This window comes from Streptococcus suis (genome assembly GCF_046032535.1).
GTDB classification, from domain to species: domain Bacteria; phylum Bacillota; class Bacilli; order Lactobacillales; family Streptococcaceae; genus Streptococcus; species Streptococcus suis_AK.
On record NZ_JARQPL010000009.1, the window covers coordinates 1 to 20,228 of the forward strand.

The following is a 20,228-nucleotide window of genomic DNA, read 5'->3' on the forward strand; positions in this document are numbered from 1 at the left end:
GAAAAGTGTGGTAAAATGAAACATATAAGACCTCCAATTGAGTGTGGTAATTCCTGTTAGAAGTTGATTGTTTTTTTTATTCTAGTGTACAGGTAAATCCACGAATTCTCAACTGGGGGTCTTTACATATTGTCTATTTGGTCGTGAGCTTCTAGAAAATGAATTTAAATTTGAGCTTAGAGAAGTGGATAGTGAGAAACTTATTGATACAACTCAAAATACAAAAGAGGGTCAAGTTAGATTTAAAAATCTATCATTCGATAAGCCCGGCGAATATTGGTATACAATTTCAGAAGTAAAAAATGAGCTTAGTGGTGTTGAGTATGATTCAAAATATATTGTAGCAAAAATAACTGTAGAAGATCGAAACAACGGACAATTACAGGCAATGATTGAATTTATTGCTGATGACAATGTCTTTAACAATTTCTATACACCTGCTCCAGCTGCTGCTAGTCTTTCGATAAAAAAAGTCCTCGAGGGACGTACCTTAAACACCGGTGAATTCGAATTTGTTTTAAAAAATGAAAAAGGCGATGAAATCGAAAAGGTAAGCAATCAAGCAGATGGTTCTGTAAACTTTAGTGCCCTAACATTTACAAAAGAGGGAACCTATACCTACACTGTTTCAGAAGTTGATGGTGGACTTGGCGATATTATCTATGACAAATCAGATATTAAGGCCACTGTCACTGTGAAAGATAACAATCACGGACAACTAGTCTCAACAGTGACTTATGAAAATAGCGATCAAATCTTCGAGAATATTTTGAATCCTGGGAAGTTAATAGCGCCAACCACGGATAGCGTTATTACTGATAATGAAGTCTCTAAGGAAGCAATGACCGATAAAGAGAAGGGAAATATCGAACCCCCTAAAGAGCAAATAGCTAATGAAGAGAAGGATAATATTGAAGCCTCTGAAAAACAGATGCCAAGCATTGTGAACGACATGGTCGTAACACCTGAAAAGCAAATGACTAATAAAGAGAACGATAAGGTTGAAACCTCTGAAAAACAAATGCCAAGTGTTATGAACGAAAATGCCGTAACACCTGAAAAGCAAATGACTAATAAAGAGAACGATAATATTGTAATCTCTGAAAAACAAATGCCGAGTGTTGTGAACGAAAATGCCGTAACACCTGAAAAGCAAATGACTAATAAAGAGAACGATAAGGTTGTAATCTCTGAAAAACAGATGCCTGTTAATGAGAAGGACAATGCCGTAACACCTGAAAAGCAAATGGCTAATAAAGAGAAGGATAATATTGTAATCTCTGAAAAACAAATGACGAGTGTTATGAACGAAAATACCGTAACACCTGAAAAGCAAATGACTAATAAAGAGAACGATAAGGTTGTAATCTCTGAAAAACAGATGCCTGTTAATGAGAAGGACAATGCCGTAACACCTGAAAAGCAAACAGACAATAAAGTGAACGATGAAGTTGTAATCTCTGAAAAACAGAAGCCAAGCATTGTGAACGACATGGTCGCAACACCTCAAGAACAAATGGCTAATAAAGAGAACGATAAGGTTGAAACCTCTGAAAAACAGATGCCTGTTAATGAGAAGGACAATGCCGTAACACCTGAAAAGCAAATGGCTAATAAAGAGAAGGAAAATATCGAAACCTCTAAAAAACAGATACCTGTTAATGAGAACAACCAAAATGGTACAGTCGAAGAAAATTCAAACACTAAACCAACAACTGAAAAAACAGACAAGCAGGAGACTTCAACATTTAAAACCGAAACTGCTAAGCAAATCTTACCAGTAACTGGTGAGAAAGGAAGTTTATGGTTATTGACAAGTGGTATTATCGGGCTTGCAATTGCGTTATTTACACGTAAACGTAAATTATAATAATCACCTAACTGATACAGTTCTAAAGGATGAGAAAAAGCCCAGTACTGCTTCTCTAGATTCGCATCAACATCTCCACAACTTACAGCGTGTGACAAACTTAAAATCAACCACAAAGCCCTCGCTAAGCTTATACATCTAGCGAGGGCTTTATATTTATTTTTTATAATCTTTTAGTTTTCGGTTAGTATAGCCATTTCGTTTGCTTTTAGTACTCGCTTCAAAGATTCGGGGAACCTTTGAAGGCTGGAGATAAGTCGAAGCAAGTTTGCCTCAATAGCTACAGGTTGCTATAACAGCCTAAAGGCTGTAGGTTGGAAATATTTCCTCGCTCGTCGAAGCAATAAAAGATAAACTAAATGATTATAATGTTTGATAGAGTGAGGGGCGGAGTAATAAGATATCTTATCCGGCTACTCCCATATTTATTACTTAGTTGATTTCCGTACTTTGATTCCGTGGTTAAGAACTACCTCACGGTTTTCCAACTCTTCCTTGTGCATGATTTTGGTAAGCATGCGCATAGCAATCGCACCAATATCGTAAAGTGGCTGATTGATAGAGGTCAGGTTTGGACGGGTAAACTTGGTCACTAGGGAATCATCACTTGTAATGATTTCAAAGTCTTCTGGAACCTTGATGCCCATATCACTGACACCATTCAATAGACCAGCAGCAATCTCATCTTCTGCAACATAAGCTGCAGTTGCTCCTGCATTCAAAATACGTTCTGCTAGAGCGTAGCCTTCCTCGTATTTATACTTGGATTCAAAAACCAATCCTTCGTTAAACTCTATTCCGTTGTCCTTCAAGCCTTGTTTGTAGCCTGCAAAACGAACTTTACCATTGATGTCATCTACAAGCGGCCCTGATACAAAGGCAATTTTCTTGTTGTTCTTAGCTAACAGATTGACTGCATCAACACTAGCGGCAGCATAGTCAATATTGACACTAGGTAATTGGTGCTCCAAGTCCACGGTACCAGCTAAAACAATCGGTGTACGTGAGCGTGAAAACTCCGCACGAATCTTGTCTGTCAAATGATAGCCCATGAAAATGATTCCGTCCACCTGTTTTGAGAATAGGGTATTTACTACATTGATTTCTTTCTCATCATTTTCATCACTATTTGCTAGGACGATATTGTATTTGTACATATCGGCAATATCATCGATACCTTTGGCCAAGGTTGCAAAATAAGCATTAGCAATATTTGGAATCACAACCCCCACAGTGGTAGTCTTCTTGCTGGCCAATCCACGTGCAACAGCATTTGGACGATAATCCAAACGGTCGATGACTTCTAATACTTTTTTACGAGTATTTTCCTTTACGTTTTTATTCCCATTTACCACGCGCGATACTGTCGCCATGGATACACCTGCTTCGCGGGCAACGTCATAAATCGTTACCGTATCGTCAGTGTTTAACATACGTTATGTACTCCCTTTCAATAGTTCTAGTTCTATGAAAATTACGCTTTCACTCAAGTATAGTGTATCACTTTTTGAAACCACTTTCAAGAGAAAAACGCCATTTTTTTGATAATACTTGCAATTTTTTTCATTTTTTGGAACAATAGTCTATATAATAAACGAAACTTTCACTTTTTTTACCACTACATGCTAGAAAGGTCTCCACTATGTCAAAATTACATCATGTTAAATCCTACTTAGAAGCCAACAAAATGGACTTGGCCATCTTCTCTGATCCAGTTAGCATCTATTATCTGACTGGCTATCATAGCGATCCTCATGAGCGCCACATGATGCTCTTTGTTATGCCTGACCACGACTCACTACTCTTTCTCCCTGCCTTGGATGTAGAGCGTGCGGTTGCGACTGTTGACTTTCCTGTAGCCGGCTATATGGACTCAGAAAATCCATGGCAGATTATCAAGAGCAAATTGCCACAAAAATCTTTCTCAGCAATCGGTGCAGAATTTGATAATTTGAATTTAACCCGCTACCATGGTCTTCAGTCTATCTTTAGCCAACCATTTTCAGACATTACGCCTCTGATTAATACTATGAAATTGATCAAGTCTCGTGATGAAATTGAAAAAATGCTGGTTGCTGGAGAGTTTGCGGATAAGGCTATGCAGGTTGGTTTTAACAATATCTCCCTCAACGTAACTGAAACTGATATTATTGCTCAGATTGAATTTGAGATGAAAAAACAGGGCATCTCAAAAATGAGCTTTGAGACCATGGTCTTGACAGGTAACAATGCTGCAAATCCACACGGTATTCCCTCAACAAACAAAATCGAGAATAACGCTCTGCTATTGTTCGACCTAGGCGTGGAAACTTTGGGTTATACGTCTGATATGACACGGACTGTCGCTGTCGGTAAACCTGATCAGTTTAAAAAAGATATTTACAACTTGACTCTGGAGGCTCACATGGCCGCGGTCAATATGATTAAGCCTGGTGTGACTGCTGGCGAGATTGACTATGCCGCTCGCTCTGTGATTGAAAAAGCAGGTTATGGCGAGTACTTCAACCACCGACTCGGTCACGGTTTGGGAATGAGTGTCCACGAGTTCCCATCGATTATGGAAAGCAATGATTTGGTCATCGAAGAAGGTATGTGTTTCTCTGTCGAGCCTGGCATTTACATTCCTGGAAAAGTTGGTGTTCGTATCGAGGATTGTGGTTACGTTACCAAAAATGGCTTTGAAGTCTTTACAAAAACACCAAAAGAATTACTGTATTTTGAAGGGTAAAAAACAAGCCTCCTACGATTTTGTAGGAGGTCATTTTGTTTAGAAATTTCTACCGTTTTTACCGTAACCATATTTTTCCATAAAGTCTTGACGGAATTCCAAAAGGTTGTCATCCATGATTGCTTGACGGACATTTTTCATCAAATTAATCAAGAAGTAGAGGTTGTGATAACTTGTCAAACGAATACCGAACGTCTCGTCGGCCTTAAGTAAATGGCGGAGATACGCACGTGTATAGTTTTTACATGTGTAGCAATCGCACTCTGGATCTAACGGTGTAAAGTCCTCAGCGAACTGAGCATTTTTCACCACAAGACGTCCACGACTGGTCATACAGGTTCCATTACGCGCAATACGTGTTGGTAATACACAGTCAAACATATCAACCCCACGAATCACGCCATCAATCAAGCTATCTGGTGCTCCAACACCCATGAGATAGCGTGGTTTATTCTCCGGTAAAAGAGGGGTCGTGAAGTCCAGTACAGCATTCATTTCATCGTGTGTTTCACCAACAGCCAATCCTCCAATAGAGTATCCTGGAAAATCCATACTAACCAAATCATGGGCTGATTGGCGACGAAGATCTTCAAAACCAGCACCTTGGACAATACCAAATAAACCTTGGTCATGCGGACGGCGGTGAGCCTTGAGACCACGTTCTGCCCAACGACTTGTTCTTTCGATGGATTTTTTTACATAGTCATAAGGCTGGTAGAACTGCGGACACTCATCAAAGCTCATCATAATATCAGAGCCAAGATTGTTCTGAATGGAAATAGCTTTTTCAGGTGACAGGAACATCTTACTACCATTGAGATGGTTTTTGAAGGTCACTCCTTCTTCTGAGATATTGCGACTATCCGCCAAAGAATAAACCTGGAAACCACCTGAGTCAGTCAAAATCGGTTGATCCCAATTCATAAACTTGTGCAAACCACCTGCACGCGCCACCAATTCGTCACCTGGACGAAGCCACAAATGATAGGTATTCGATAGGATAATTCCTGAACCCATCACCTTCAATTCTTCAGGCGACATGGTTTTTACCGTTGCCTGAGTTCCAACTGGCATAAACATCGGAGTTGGAAAGGTCCCGTGTGGGGTAATGATTTCGCCCAAACGTGCACCTGTGTGCTTTTCTTTCTTAATCAAGCGATACTTGATTGGAACATCTGTCATGTTTTATTTACCTCCCGCTAGGAAAAACAGTCCTAGGATATTAGTTCTGGATTCACAGTTCAGCTCTTTCATATCATCCATAAAAGCACTTTACCTGGAAATACAGTTTCTCAATCTTGCATGGTCTAATCCATCAGAATGTCTTTAATGTTCTCGCTTATCTCAGCGATATTTACCTTGTCTTCTACTTATTTAATAGTAAATAGACAGGCGCATCACAACAAACTGACAAATTACCACAGCACCTTCCAGTCTATCAAAAAAAGCCTAGCTTGTCATCTAGAATTATGTTACAATATTCAGCAAGGAGGTTATGTAGATGTTTACAATTTCTAATATACGTGAGCGGGCTCGCCAAACACTAAACGAGACACCTGGTATCTATCAAGTGGCCGTCATTCCCGTCACTATTTCTGTTATCGTTCAGTTAATTTCTTTCTCTCGCAATAGCCTTGCTGGAGTAACAGCTGAGGAACTTGCTAGTCCTAGCTACTTTATTTCTACCTCCTTGTTTCCACTATTTTACGGATTGCTATTAGGACTACTGCACTTATCCATTATATGCACTATATTTCATCTTATCAAAGGGGTAAAAACTTCCACATCATTTAAAGATGTGCTGATGATTTTCAATCATAAAGATTTCTGGAAAATCTTTCGAACCTATATCTTAAAAAGTTTCTTGCTCTTCCTTTGGGGACTACTGTTTTACCTTGGTATTGGTTTACTTATCGGTGCTGGAACGATGATTACAATCATAGCTGCATCCAGTCAATCCTTGGACCCTGATGCACTTCCTATGGAAATCCTTGCCATACTAGGGCTAATGGCCATGGGAGGTATCCTACTTATGGTTTTAGGAATTGCTCTTTATATTCCACAATTCTATGCTTATTCACAGGTAGAATATATCTTGTTTGAACAATTGGAACGCGAAGAATATACAGGTGCTTTTTCAATCATTAAATCTAGTCGAAAGTTGATGAAAGGTTACAAGTTTAAACGCTTTACACTTGATTTATCCTTCATTGGCTGGTTCCTTCTTGTCATTATTACGTTTGGCCTGGCTGGCTTATATGTATGGCCGTATCACTATGCTGCACAAATGCACTTCCATGAAGAAATTTTAGATGATCAGGCTAAGAAAATGAGTTACGTATAAAAATAAGAGCGATATCTGCTCTTATTTTTATATATACTTTTATGTCTATATTTAATAAAAAAATATAGTAATAATTGGTAAAAACATTTGGATTGTGTTATACTATGACTGAGGAGCGACAAAGGACTATTTTAGCCTGCTTGGTATTGGAGCAGATTTCTTCCTTTCTATTTTTTACGCCATGTGTAGTAATTTGTTCCAATTCTAAGTGCTCCTCCTTAGAGTCATCCGGCAGTTCAATGGTTCATTGAACTGCTTTTTCGATGAAAAAAGGGAGTGGGAAAGAACTCGACCAGTCTAAAAGAGTTCGTCTTCCCACCCTCTATTAGTATTGTTCTTTCATTTCAAGATATTCAATCTTGATACATTTATTCATGACAATATCGTTACGACCTGCCTGACGCAATAGTTTTTCTGCTTCCTGACTTTCTAAACCCAATTGAGCCCAGAAAACTTTGGCGTTCGACTGGATAAATTCCTGTGCTACCTCTGGTAAAAATTCACTTCTGCGGAAAACATCTACAATATCAATAGGTTGGTCAATCTCTGCTAGACTACTATAGACCAACTCGCCTAAAATAGTCCCACCAGCAGCCTTGGGATTAACTGGAATAATTTTATAGCCCGCTTCCTGCATGAGCTTGGAAACGCGGTAGGCTGCTGTCTCTTCTCGACTAGACAAACCGACCACTGCAATGGTCTTAGCATTTTTCAGATAGTCAAAGATAATGTCCTGACTAGGATTTTGGAAGGAATAAGACATAGAGACCTCCTTTAATGTATATTAAATGTTAGAATCAATAAAAGCTTAATGAATAAGGTGTGCTATAACACAATCTTGTCAGTTTTAACTCTTTACTGATTATAGCTTGTCTACCTTGATTATTTTTTAGCAATTTGGTACACGACATCCTTAACTTGGCCGATAACCTTTTTAAGGTTGGTCCGATCTTTATCGGTTCCTGGATCTAAGGAATAATAGATTGAACCCACAACCACGGAGTCATCATAAGCAGCTGTTGATTCCATCCGATAAAAAGTCAGACGAGCTAATTTTTGATCTGTTAATAACTGTCGCCCAACCTGCCATTCCTGACCATTGATTGTGACAACCGTCTTTTCACTGAAAGAATGATTTGTTTCAAGCATCCGTGCTTCTAATTCCTCCGGCGTCATATTGCGACCGTCTTCCAATGGAGACTGATTAAAAGCATTGATATTATAGAGTTGAACCATGTAATTGCTGGAACCTTCTTTAACATCATAGACTGCAGCGACCGTCTCATCCTTAGTATTTTCTGCATTAATTGTCCAAGTAGATGGCACATCATAATAACGGAAATATTCCTTGATATTCCCATTTTCATCTTTTTCAGCAACACCATTATTGGCCGCATAAATCTTGTGGCCTTTTTGTGTTTCGTCAGCAGGTGGTGTACTATTAACAGCTACAAGCTCTGCATTTGCTAAAACATTGAACTGTTCGTTCGTAGTATCCTGCTTTTCTTGCAAAATCGGTAAAGTGGTTGAAAACTCTTCCCCTGAAGAAGCTGGTGTTTTCTCTGCCTTCTGCGATGTTTTTCCGCAACCTGCGAGCAGAAGACTACATAGACCAATACAAAGAACTATTTTTTTCATACTCTTCCTTTCTTACTTAGCTTCATACCATGTCGGTCCCTCATTTTCATCCGCAATCAATGGTACAGACAGGCTAATCGCCGATTCCATGGTCTCTTTTACCATGGCTTTTACCGTTTCTAGCTCTGCCACTGGGACTTCCAAAACAATCTCATCGTGTACTTGCAATAACATACGTGTCGCAAGACCTGCTTCAGTCAAAGCCTTGTCAAGATTAATCATGGCTACTTTGAGAATATCTGCAGCCGAACCTTGAATTGGTGAGTTGATGGCTGTTCGTTCCGCAAAATTACGGACATTGAAATTGCGAGAGTTTATATCTGGTAATTCACGACGGCGTTTGTAAATCGTCTCTACATACCCCTTATCACGTGCCTCACGAACAATGGTTTCCATGTAATTCTTAATTCCTGGGAAGCGCTCAAAATAGGTATCGATATAGGCTTTAGCTTCCTTACGTGTAATCCCCAAGTTATTGGATAGACCGAAATCTGAAATACCATAGACAACACCGAAGTTTACAGCCTTGGCATTCCGACGGTCATTTGGTGTCACATCCTCAGCTTTTTCGATACCGAAGACCCGCATAGCTGTCGAAGTGTGAATATCTGCACCTTGCTGGAAGGCCTCAATCAAATGCTCATCCTTAGAAATATGAGCCAAGACGCGCAATTCAATCTGGGAATAATCCGAAGCCAAGAGGACACTGTCCTCAAGCGATGGCACAAATGCCTTACGAATCAAGCGCCCTTGTTCTAGACGAACAGGGATATTTTGCAAGTTAGGGTCCGTCGAAGATAGGCGACCTGTTTGTGTCAAATCCTGTACATAGCGGGTATGGATCTTACCATCTTCTAAAATGGCATCCTGCAAGCCGACTACATAAGTTGATTGAAGCTTGGTAATCTGACGGTATTCCAAGATTTTTGAAACAACTGGTGCAATTGGCGCTAAGCGTTCTAAGACATCCACTGCTGTTGAATAGCCTGTCTTGGTCTTCTTGGTATATTCCAACGGTAGACCCATATCTTCAAAGAGAATGGTCCCAAGCTGCTTAGGCGAATTGATATTAAATTCCTGACCAGCTAGTTCATAGATTTCCTTGGTCAACTGGTCAATCAAAACTTCGTTTTCAGATTGCATAGCTTTGAGAGTCTCAGCTTCCACCTTAATACCAGCAATTTCCATCTTAGCTAAAACATTTGCCAGTGGCAACTCCATGTCAAACAAAAGATCTAATTGCTGATTTTCTTCTAATTTGGTCAGCATCGGCTCTTCTGTCTCAATCAAAACCTGAACCTTACGTGCCAAGTGCGGGAAAAAGACCTCGCGTTCAGGCAAGTCTAACTTAGCACCCTTGCCATAAACTGCCTCATCTGGAACAAGACTGGTCTGACCATAGAGGTTGGCAATGGTTGTTAGGGAGTTGTCCTCAACGGTGGAAAGCAAGTATTTGGCTAGACGGCTATCGAAAGTAGCTGGGGGTAGCGTAATCTCTTTTCGGTCGAGAAGAACTTTTCCACGCTTAAAGTCATAGGTTTTTATGGTTTGGTTTTCTAAAAAGTCACGCAAGACTGGACTATCAAGTAGCTCAGGCCCTCCGACATAGATTTTCTCCTTATCCCCCCAAGCTAAACCAACCAAATCCTCTCGGTGATAATTTTCACCCAAGATTTCAAAATAGAAAAACTGGTCTTTTTCGAGCATAGCGGGGCTGATTTCCGTTACGATTTGGAAATCGAGTACCGCTTCCTCTTGCGAGCTGGTCGTACCTAACTGAGCCCTTAATTGCTTGAAGCCCATGTCATCATAAAATTGTCCCAGTTCATCTACCTTAGGGCCTTGATAAACAATGTCATCCAGACCAATTTCGATTGGTGCCTGAGTATCAATGGTAGCAAGTGTACGAGATAGGAAGGCCTTCTCCTTATCAGCAATCAGGTTTTCCTTCATCTTAGAAGCCTTCATGCTGTCGATATTTTCGTAAATGCCGTCCAGTGACCCATGTTCAATCAGGAGTTTGAGGCCTGTTTTTTCACCGATTTTGGTCACGCCAGGGATGTTATCGGACTTATCGCCCATGAGGGCCTTGAGGTCGATAAACTGAGCGGGGGTGATACCCATTTTTTCCATGAGGTAGGCTGGGGTAAATTCTTCGAATTCGGCTACGCCTTTCTTGGAAATTTCGACTACGGTGTTCTCATCAGTCAGCTGGATCAAGTCCTTGTCACCGCTGACAATGGTCACATCGAAAGGAATGTCTGTCCGCTCTGCCATTTTGTCCAAGGTACCGATAATATCGTCTGCCTCGTACTGAGCTAGCTCATAGTGCTTGACCCCCATGGCATCCAACATCTGACGGATAAAAGGAAACTGCTCACGGAATTCGTCTGGAGTCTTGGCACGACCTGCCTTATAGTCTGCATACATCTCCGTACGGAAAGTGGTCTTCCCAGCATCAAAAGCCACGAGAATATGGGTCGGTTCAATCCGCTTCATCATGTGGTCTAGCATGAGATTGAAGCCGTAGATAGCATTGGTGTGAAGACCTGTCGGACTCTTAAAACGATCAATTTGATTATAAAGTGCAAAGAAAGCACGGAAGGCTACCGAAGAGCCATCGATTAATAATAATTTATTTTTTTTCATGTCTCTATTATAGCATGAAACGTATGTTTTAGTGGACTAGGGAGGGCTGAAATAATAGAAAATCCCAGTCAGTGACTAGGATTTCTCTTTTCGATAATAAATGTTCTTTGCGACTACTAAACTATGTGGTTTTTCATATTCTTGATCTAGGTAAGATTGGTAGGTTCCTGGAGCAATGAAACCGCGCAAGCCTAGGACATCTGTTCCTGCTTGACCGATTACTGAATCAGCCAAAAGGACGCAGTTGGTTGAGAGGACAAAGTAGGTTTTGAATTTTGATTTTTTAAATTTGAAAAGAGCTGCCCCAATTGCCTCTTTCATGCGGTAGGCATACATTTCGATAGGCTGGCCGTCTGCCGTTTTCGATACTTTTTCAGGACTTGGATTCCAAGGTAGGAGCAGATTATCAATTTCAGCCAATCGAGCCTCAACTGCTTCTTCCTGTTCAGGTGTCAGGCTTAGCTGATAACCCAACATAGTCATTCCTTCTTGATTACAGAAGTCAATATAGGCTTGGCGCTCTGCTTTGAACAAGACTCCATCACCAATCGCACCACCCAAACGCTCAGACAGGACATCGTATGAACCATAACCATAAACCTGTCCTTTGTAACTCAAATCAACATGTCCAACTGCTCCGAACCCTTCTTCCCCAACGTGTACAAAGACTTCTAATGCTGGAAGCTCCGCAATTTCTTTGTGGCGGTTGTAGATAGACTGAGCCGTTTGTCCCTTATTATCCGCCAAGTAATCATTGACTTTTTGCAGGGTCATACGAGGAATCAAAGCTGCTAAAAATAAAGGTAGGGGCAAACGGACATGGCGCTTAAGATTTTGTTGCTCAATAGCCTCCTCAAACAAGAAGCCATCACGCAGATTAGTTAGTCCGTACAAGACCAGATAACCTCCGATGACAATGGTTTGAACAACCAGCTGTGTGCCTGACACAAATAGGGAAGCTGAACCTAGTAAGGATAACCAAATTCCATCTATTAAATAGCGAATCCGTGGCTGTACCCCATCTTTTCGATATAGGTAAAAAGTAATAAAATTAATGACTGCCGTAAAAAGCTGGTAAATCCCAACAAAAATAGCCGCGAAATAGAGGGGAATTTGAACAGCTAAATCGAGACTGGCTAGGATCCCGAAAAGAACAGCCTTCCCAACTAGCGCAATGACACTTTCACTCGATTTCTTCTTTCTGAAAAATATCATGCTCAATTCATATAAAGCTAAAAAGAATAGACCTGCGTGAACAAATCGAAGAATCAGTCTTGGAAATTGCCAACCAGCAATTAAAAATCCAATACCGATGAAGACTAAGATTAGACCTTCTCCAACTAATTTTCGACCTGTTAATCCTAAATCACTTATTTTTTTCATGAGATGATTATAGCATACTTCTAGACTTGTTTTTACAGAAAAATCCTAGATACACTAGGATTTTTGAATCGCAAGACTGTCGTTCTCTTTTTAAAATTCCTACCAAAACCAGACTGTGCCTCGCTCTCCCATTTCAAGGCTCGGGTTAAAACAGTCTATTCCCAGACTGTTTTAATCAACCGACTTCAAGGCCTCCAGCATATCCACCTTTCTCAGATGGTGATTGACGTACCAACCAAGAGCAGCCAAAATTCCACTAATGGCTAAGATAGGAATGAGATAGACTTCTAGTCCGACAGATGGATTGAATCGGATACTGTCCGAACCAATCATGGCAAGAAGGAGCTTGTGGAGATAAATACCGCCAACCAGTCCAACCAACATACCAATCAGCGAAAGGGCAATGGTTTCACGATAGATGTACATGGTCACCTCTTTATTGTGGAAGCCCAGTACCTTGATGGTGGATACTTCACGAATCCGTTCGGACATATTGATAATTGTAAGGTTGTAAAGTATAACCAAGCCAAGCAAGATGGATAGGATGACTAGAATGGTCATGATGGTCTGAAGCGAGCCCGCAATCGTGGTAAGCATGTCTATAAGAGAAGTATTTTGAACCAAACTTCTGACTGCTGGCATCGCTAGGAGTTGATTTGCAAGAGTCTGAATATGCCCCAACTGACTGTCTCTCAACTGAACCAAATAGGCATTGGCAGTCTTCTGCTTGCTGGTCACTTGTTCGTAGTAGCCTCTGGTCATATAGATAAAATGCCCTGCGTACATATCAGCTACAGCCTCTACCCTGACTGAAACTTCCTTATCTTCCAAGGTCAGTGATAACTTATCACCAACAGAGACCCCGTAGATTTGCGCCAATTTTTCTGTGAGGACAATCCCCCTGTCACTCAGCTGGATAGCTTTACCAGAAGAATTTTCAAGACTGACTAGATTTCCCAAGTCCTGACGGTCTGAAATATACAGTCCAATGGAAATATTTTTTCTCTGGCCACTAGTTTTCACTGTTTGACTGAGCTGTTCAAAAGCCACTGGCAAGGATTGGCGAACCTGATCTGACTGAAGAAAATGTGTTAACTTATCCAACTCTTCCTCAGTAGCTCTGCTATTTTCCACCACCAACATATCATAATGGATCAGCTCCCCAAACTGTCGTTGGACAACTCCTGAAATAGAGGAACGGATACCCAGTCCTCCAAAAAGAAGGGCGACGGTCCCTGCTACTCCAAAGATGGTCATAAGCATACGAAGCTTGTAGCGGAAGATATTGCGGGCTGTCACCTTATGGGTAAAACTTAGACGCGACCAGATAGCTGGCCATTTTTCTAGCCAAATACTGGAGCCTGTAACCGGTGGCTTAGGTAAAAGTAGCTGAGCAGGTTTTTCTGTCAGCTCCCGACGAGCCACCAAGTAAGCTGGCAGGACCGAGGAAGCCAAAGACAGGAGCAAAGCTAAACCTGTCCAAAGGGGATAAAAATGAAGTTTAGCTGGCCCAATCACGGTTGTCTGCGTAATAATATTAGAAATAAGTGGAGACAAGAGGAGATTGCCTGCTATTATACCGACTATTGTTCCTACCAGACCTGCCGCCAAACCATAGAGAATGAACTTAGCCATAATCTGTCTATTCGTATAGCCAAGGGCCTTGAGGAGACCTGACTGTGTTCGCTCTTCATCGACAAAACGGGCCATGGTGGTAAAAGTCACTAGAGCTGCGACAAGGTAGAGAACAACTGGGAAGACATTGCCCACTGCTGCAATAGACCTAGTCGCATTGCTATAGGTAGTATAGCCATCTCCACCTGGTAGGCTTGATCGAGTATAGACCTGATAGGGCGCTTTTTCCAGCTTACTTAAGTCGGATTTAGCCTGAGCAATCTCGGTTTGAGCTTGGCTAATTTCTTGATCGGCCGTGGCTTTCTTCTCAGAAAATTGGGATTGAGCTCGACTTAACTCTTTATCAGCCTCCTCCAAACGGAGTTCTTCCTGACGGAGCAGTTGATTTGAAGACTCTAACTGACTCAGTCCCCATTCATAGTCTTCTACTCCTTTATTGTAGGCTGCAATGCCTTGTTCATACTGACTCAAACCTGCTTGATAACGGGCCAAACCTGCCTGATATTCTTGATTCCAAGTTTGGTACTGGGCTAGATTGCTATTGTATTCATTTTGTTTGGTTTGATAGTAATCATAACCTTGTAAATAGGCTTGGTTGGCCTGCTCATGTGCAGATTCCATTTGGTCTAATCGGCTTTTCTCAACATCCAAACCTTCCTGTCTAGCCAATAAGTCAGGATAGTCTGAGAGGGTTTGACCTTCTTGCAAGTGATTGGCAATTTCAAGGTCTAACTCTTTCTGAGCTTGAAACCAACTAGCTCGCCCTGTGGAAATCTGAGATGCGGTCTGACTCAGTTGGGCATTTTGGGAATCCAGTTGCTGTTTGGCACTTTCCAAGCGTTGAGCAGTTTCAAGTAGTCCCTCGTGACTTACATCCAAAAAAGATTTGCTTTGGTCTAGTTTATCCTTCTGGCTGTCCAACTCTTTTTTACTTTCATCCAATTGAAACTTGGTTTGTAATAATTGAGCAAGGACGGTTCGCAATTCCATTTCCGACTGAACTAGTTTGGCCCTACCACGCGCAAACTCTCTACGACCACTTGCGAGCTGGTCTTTCCCAGATGCCAATTCTCCTGCTGCTTGATCCAGCTGGGATTGAGCCTGAGCAATTTCCTCTTCCCCTTTTGAAATATCTGTCTGTCCATCTGACTGAATAGTTGCCAATCGTTGTTCATCATTGTTAGCCAATAACTTTTCTAAGTCTTCTTGGTGCTGGTCCAACCTATCTTGATAGGCCTGACTGTAATATGGTAAATCAACCAAATCATCATAGCGAATACGGGCAATAGTGTAAACTTCTGATTTGAAGGTATCCTGACTAACAAGGCCATAGCCACCTAACTGCCCATCACCACTTGCAGCCATGCCCATGGTTTCATTGTCCCAAATTTCTGCTGATGCGACAAAGCCCACAACTTTAAAGGTGATTTGGGTCAGGATGGTGCCATCCTTGTCAGGCTCGGTTACTTGAAATGTATCGTCCAATTTGTAACGATTTTTTAAAGAAGCTGATAGGGCTATTTGCCCCTTTTGGCTGGGCATTTCCCCTGCTACTAGCTTATAGGTCGATAGGGTCTTGGGTGCTGAAAACAACCGAATTGCAGTCTGGCCTTCATTAGTAATCACATCTTTAAAGTAGCCCGCTTCAAGAGTAGCACCTTCTATCGTTTCTAATTCGTCAAGGTCAGCTTGACTAAGTCCCAGACTTGAAATTACCGCCAAATCCATCGTTCGATGACTGGCTATATAGGCTTGGGCCGTCTTTTCCATATTGGGAGCTGTTACTTTCAGACCTGTCAAAGCTAGAGCTCCTAGCATCATCAGGCTAAATATGGACAAAAAACGCCCCTTGGAAGAAAGCAGAGATTGCCTCATATCCTTCCAGTAGATTTTCTTTTTCATAGTTTCACCCACTAATATTCTAGACTAGCAATATCCTGCGGTTCTGCGTTCAGCTCGACCGAATGCACACGGGCATCCCGCATTCGAATGACCCTGTCTGCAATAGGGGCTAGGGAACTATTGTGGGTAACGATGATCACCGTCGCCCCTTGTGTGCGGGACATATCTTGTAGGATTTGCAAGACCTGCTTACCTGTATGGTAGTCCAGAGCGCCAGTTGGTTCATCGCAAAGCAAAATTTTAGGCTTTTTGGCAACGGCACGGGCAATGGCCACACGTTGTTGTTCACCGCCTGAAAGCTGAGCAGGGAAATTATTGATTCGGTGAACGAGTCCGACCTGTTCCAAGACTTCCTCAGCATCCAAGGCATCCTTGACGATTTCTGCAGCTAATTCCACATTTTCCTTGGCGGTCAGATTGGCAACCAGATTGTAAAACTGAAAGACAAAACCCACATCGTCTCTACGATAATTGGTCAGTTCATGACTTGACAGCTTGGCAATGTCCACACCGTCAACCCAGACCTCCCCCTCATCGTTGCTGTCCATGCCTCCCAAGATATTGAGCAGAGTGGATTTGCCCGCACCAGATGAGCCAAGAATGATGACCAGCTCCCCCTGTTCAATCTCAAAGGACACGCTGTCATTGGCCACAATGGTCGCATCCCCCATCTGATAATATTTCGAAGAATTCTTTACTTGGATATAGGACATGGTACACCTCGCTTTTCTTAGTAATATTATAACATAAAGAGGCTGGGACAAAAGTCCTGGCCTCCTTAGTTTTTTTCAATAGTTAAACTTGACGCAGTGGTTGAGTGGGCTCTAATTAGCTGATTTTATCAGCTTTTACAGCCCTACTCAACTGTGCGGGGGTGGGACGATAAAATCGAACCCTGCGGGTTACCGATTTTTGTCCCACTCCCTTAACATCTATTATACTTGGGCAATGGCAGAGCCACCATAGAGTTTGAGTTCTTCTCTGATCGTTTGGTAGTAATAGCGATCGAAGGCCTGCCAAACCTGCCTGCTAGTCTCACTCAACCGCAGGTCGCCCAGTCCAACTAGAAAACTGGTCGAACGATAAAATTTCTCAATCGCAATCAGTTCTGTATTGGTAACCATTTTAGCCTCCGACAATATGCGTGTCGTCTCTGTCAAATTATGTTGGAACCGTTGCTCATCAGCTGTTCCTACTTTATCTGCTTGGAAGGCCCGATTCAAGTCTTGAATGAGAGCCAAAACGTCTTGAATAATCTGTGTCTTTTCCATAAAAGACCCTCCTTGTTTTTGATAAATTTAGTATATCAAATTTAATAAAGATATTCAAGTTCTTTATTTTTTCATAATATTAATTCCCCCAGGATCAAATCCATCAGAACTTCTCGTAACGGTTCGTTTAAGGGGAATGATTACTATTGCGATTGCGAGAAGTAGACAAATCATTGTAACTATCCGTTTCATACATACCTCCTTTTTGATATAACTAATTTTTCACTATATTTCCTTACCCATTGTTACTAAAAAATTCTTCAATGACAAATATAACTTTGTATTTCCTTGTAACTTGTATAAAACTAGTGCCTGCTCATACAGATCTAAAACTTCATCTTCTCTCAATAAGCCTTTGCTGATATTCCCCAACAAACATAGTAAATCTGGCAATAAAAAACTACTATTATAAGCATTCAATTGGTTAATCAGTTCTGTCACTTCATCTAAAGCTAAGTTCGTCTGTTTTCGTTTTAGAAGAAATCTAGCATAATTGTAACCAATCTTTATATAGGCTTGAAAGTCAGCATTGATTGATAAATCAAGCTTATTCACCTCTGATTTTACATTGCTGACCAACTCCATATATTTGGCATCTTCACCAACTTCACCTAGAAAACTGGCGTAGCTGTTCAAAAAATCTAAATAAAAATAGTAATGAGGAGCGATAATGGCACTTAGTCTATCAAACTCTTTTGTCGCAAAATCCCTTTCATTGTATAAGTAAAATTGAACCAAGATAAAAATATAATCTAAATAAGCCTTATCTTCCTCATTCAATAAGTGCCTGCTTTCCACCTCTTTCACATACAATTGCTCTACAATTTCATAATTTCTGAGAAGCAATTGTTGGGAGAAAATAGTTCGTATTTTTCCTATACTATGCCTACTTTCTTGAACAAATTCCTCAAAAAAATAATTCATGGTCACACCCAGCCTATTAGACAGTAGAAAAAGGATTTCCGATGAGGGAGAAAGGTTGGTATTTTCAATTCTACTAATCAAACTCTGCTCACAAATATCCTTAGCTAAGGCACTCTGAGTCAGTCCAAGTTCTTTTCTTCGTTGCTTAAAACGACTACCACTTATACTATTCATAACATACTCCAAATTTATTTAAGAATATTATACTCTATTTTAAAATGAATATCATCATTTTTATATTAAAATTTTCATTTTTTATATTGACTATGTCTGAAAAATTAATATAATAGTATGTAGAGAAGAGGCTTTCCATAAATAAATGTAGAATATAACATGAAAAATTGTTTTGCGTTCAGCCTTGCTACTATCTATCATTAGCCCAATAGTAACAACTACAACTCTATCTGTAAATGCTGAAACCTCGCTAAGAGTGGCAGCAATCCCTCGTTCCTATTACATTAACAGAAAATTTTTTGTAGTTCGTAATCTAACTCAAACCAGACACCATGCAGAATTTCGAGACAGTGTAAGATATTCTGGTTATTTACGCTTAACCGATTATCAAAAAACTAGTGACGGTTATTACTTAGCCTACTATTCAGGAACTATCTCTAGATAAAAATTAATACCTGCCCCTACAATCTCTTCTCTTTTGGAGGTATCTATGTTTCAAATTGAAGGAAAGCTATTTTTCCGTAGCAAGAAAAACTTGGTCGCTATCTTGGTCATGCTGATGACGATTCTAGCTAGTTCCCTTCTAGCAGGCTACCAAAATCGCCAAGCCAAATTAAATGTCATCCAGAACTATGAACAATACATTCAAAAATTTGAAAATATCATACAAGATTTAGAAACACAGTATCAGAATCAAGCCCTCAGCGAAGAGGATTACCAGGCTGAAAAAACATTCTTTACAGACTATATTGCCAACCACCAAAAGGAGATTGAGGCGGTCAAACAGGAGGACTGGACCTATTTTTATAAGAAAAATATCCAGCACTATCAGAAGGATGGACAGTATATCAGCCTTTCCTACCGAAGCTATGAATTTACCCCACAAACCATCGAAAATACCTTCTTGATTTCCAAATATCTGTTAGAAAAGGAGATACCCTCTGCCTTTCCAACTGAGCTTTACCTGACAGCCTTTGAGAATCCCAAAACACCAACAGACAGAGAAATTGTCAAGAGCCGGGGCCAGCAGGCCTTAAAGGGAACCAGTCATGAAATCTGGCAAGGGCAAAAACAGCTGGGTCTGGTCATCACCCTTCCTCTCTTTCTCTTAACTTTCACCAACTTTTTCATCAAAGACCAGCAGGGAACTAGCCGGCAGATTCGCCTTTTACAGACCCTAGGGCTGACTAGAATCCGAATTACAACCAATAAATACCTAGCCTTCCTAACACTCTATACTGCCCTCTTTCTAACCCTCTATCTGAGCCATTTGCTCATCGCTTTTTTACTAAATGGAAATAGTAGCTGGATCTATCCCGTCACCACCTATATCAGTAAGGGAATTGATTTCAGCCTGATCCAAACAGCTATCAAACCTATTTACCAAGTCATCTTACTGGCCTGTGGCATGCACTATCTCTACCTTCTATTTTTGCTGGGAGTAGCACAGACCTTGGCTAGAGTCTTAAAAAATGGCCTGGCTGGACTAGTTGTCACACTAGGACTTGTCATCTCTGCCAACTTCTATCCCCATATCTTCAATCCATTTAGCCTATGGAAGGCAGGCAATCTGGCGGACGGAAGTGCTATCATCTACCATCAATTAACAGGATACAGCATTCCCAAAGTCTTTACAGTCCTGCTCATCAGTAACCTGCTCATCTATTGCCTGCAATTCTATCTCCTGACAAGAAAAAGTGAGGTCTAACC

General features: G+C 40.9%; 14 protein-coding genes. 4 read left to right on the top strand and 10 right to left on the bottom strand.

Annotation, left to right across the window (positions count from 1 at the left end; genetic code table 11):
- The first annotated feature begins 112 nt into the window (after positions 1-112).
- The gene (locus P7J58_RS04305; protein ID WP_408572561.1) at positions 113-1,870 is read left to right on the top strand and encodes a Spy0128 family protein; all 1,758 of its coding nucleotides are present in this window, start codon (positions 113-115) and stop codon (positions 1,868-1,870) included.
- 428 nt (positions 1,871-2,298) lie between these two features.
- Here the strand turns inward: P7J58_RS04305 and ccpA are convergent, their stop codons facing one another.
- A complete protein-coding gene (gene ccpA, locus P7J58_RS04310) occupies positions 2,299-3,303 on the bottom strand; it encodes a catabolite control protein A (protein ID WP_004298830.1) in 1,005 nt (334 codons plus the stop codon).
- Between the two features lie 209 nt (positions 3,304-3,512).
- Between ccpA and P7J58_RS04315 the strand changes: the two genes are divergently transcribed.
- Complete coding sequence (locus P7J58_RS04315) at positions 3,513-4,598, top strand: M24 family metallopeptidase (RefSeq protein ID WP_408555744.1); 1,086 nt, start codon at positions 3,513-3,515, stop codon at positions 4,596-4,598.
- Between the two features lie 39 nt (positions 4,599-4,637).
- Here P7J58_RS04315 and tgt read toward each other — a convergent pair whose 3' ends face one another.
- Complete coding sequence (gene tgt / locus P7J58_RS04320) at positions 4,638-5,780, bottom strand: tRNA guanosine(34) transglycosylase Tgt (RefSeq protein WP_408555745.1); 1,143 nt, start codon at positions 5,778-5,780, stop codon at positions 4,638-4,640.
- Positions 5,781-6,099: 319 nt separating this feature from the next.
- Here tgt and P7J58_RS04325 point away from each other — a divergent pair, with 319 nt between their 5' ends.
- Positions 6,100-6,942 carry a DUF975 family protein gene (locus P7J58_RS04325; protein ID WP_408555746.1) on the top strand — a complete coding sequence of 281 codons (843 nt, stop codon included), beginning with the start codon at positions 6,100-6,102 and terminating at the stop codon, positions 6,940-6,942.
- A gap of 325 nt (positions 6,943-7,267) precedes the next feature.
- On the opposite strand, the gene P7J58_RS04330 is transcribed toward P7J58_RS04325, so the two are convergent.
- From P7J58_RS04330 to P7J58_RS04365, 8 genes are all read right to left on the bottom strand, one after another.
- Complete coding sequence (locus P7J58_RS04330; protein ID WP_014636445.1) at positions 7,268-7,705, bottom strand: CoA-binding protein; 438 nt, start codon at positions 7,703-7,705, stop codon at positions 7,268-7,270.
- Positions 7,706-7,824: 119 nt separating this feature from the next.
- The gene (locus tag P7J58_RS04335) at positions 7,825-8,580 is read right to left on the bottom strand and encodes a glucose-6-phosphate isomerase (RefSeq protein ID WP_408555747.1); all 756 of its coding nucleotides are present in this window, start codon (positions 8,578-8,580) and stop codon (positions 7,825-7,827) included.
- Between the two features lie 12 nt (positions 8,581-8,592).
- A complete protein-coding gene (polA, locus tag P7J58_RS04340) occupies positions 8,593-11,229 on the bottom strand; it encodes a DNA polymerase I (protein WP_408555748.1) in 2,637 nt (878 codons plus the stop codon).
- 75 nt (positions 11,230-11,304) lie between these two features.
- Positions 11,305-12,612 carry a hypothetical protein gene (locus P7J58_RS04345; RefSeq protein ID WP_408555749.1) on the bottom strand — a complete coding sequence of 436 codons (1,308 nt, stop codon included), beginning with the start codon at positions 12,610-12,612 and terminating at the stop codon, positions 11,305-11,307.
- Positions 12,613-12,783: 171 nt separating this feature from the next.
- Positions 12,784-16,149, bottom strand: coding sequence for an FtsX-like permease family protein (locus P7J58_RS04350; RefSeq protein WP_408555750.1), 3,366 nt, complete (start codon positions 16,147-16,149; stop codon positions 12,784-12,786).
- A gap of 11 nt (positions 16,150-16,160) precedes the next feature.
- Positions 16,161-16,862 carry an ABC transporter ATP-binding protein gene (locus tag P7J58_RS04355; RefSeq protein ID WP_099811223.1) on the bottom strand — a complete coding sequence of 234 codons (702 nt, stop codon included), beginning with the start codon at positions 16,860-16,862 and terminating at the stop codon, positions 16,161-16,163.
- Positions 16,863-17,084: 222 nt separating this feature from the next.
- Entirely contained in the window at positions 17,085-17,420 is a 336-nt protein-coding gene (locus P7J58_RS04360) for a helicase BlpT (RefSeq protein WP_099811220.1), read from the bottom strand.
- A gap of 225 nt (positions 17,421-17,645) precedes the next feature.
- Complete coding sequence (locus P7J58_RS04365) at positions 17,646-18,518, bottom strand: helix-turn-helix domain-containing protein (RefSeq protein ID WP_029188482.1); 873 nt, start codon at positions 18,516-18,518, stop codon at positions 17,646-17,648.
- A gap of 490 nt (positions 18,519-19,008) precedes the next feature.
- Between P7J58_RS04365 and P7J58_RS04370 the strand changes: the two genes are divergently transcribed.
- A complete protein-coding gene (locus P7J58_RS04370; protein WP_408572556.1) occupies positions 19,009-20,226 on the top strand; it encodes a hypothetical protein in 1,218 nt (405 codons plus the stop codon).
- The last annotated feature ends 2 nt before the right edge of the window (positions 20,227-20,228 follow it).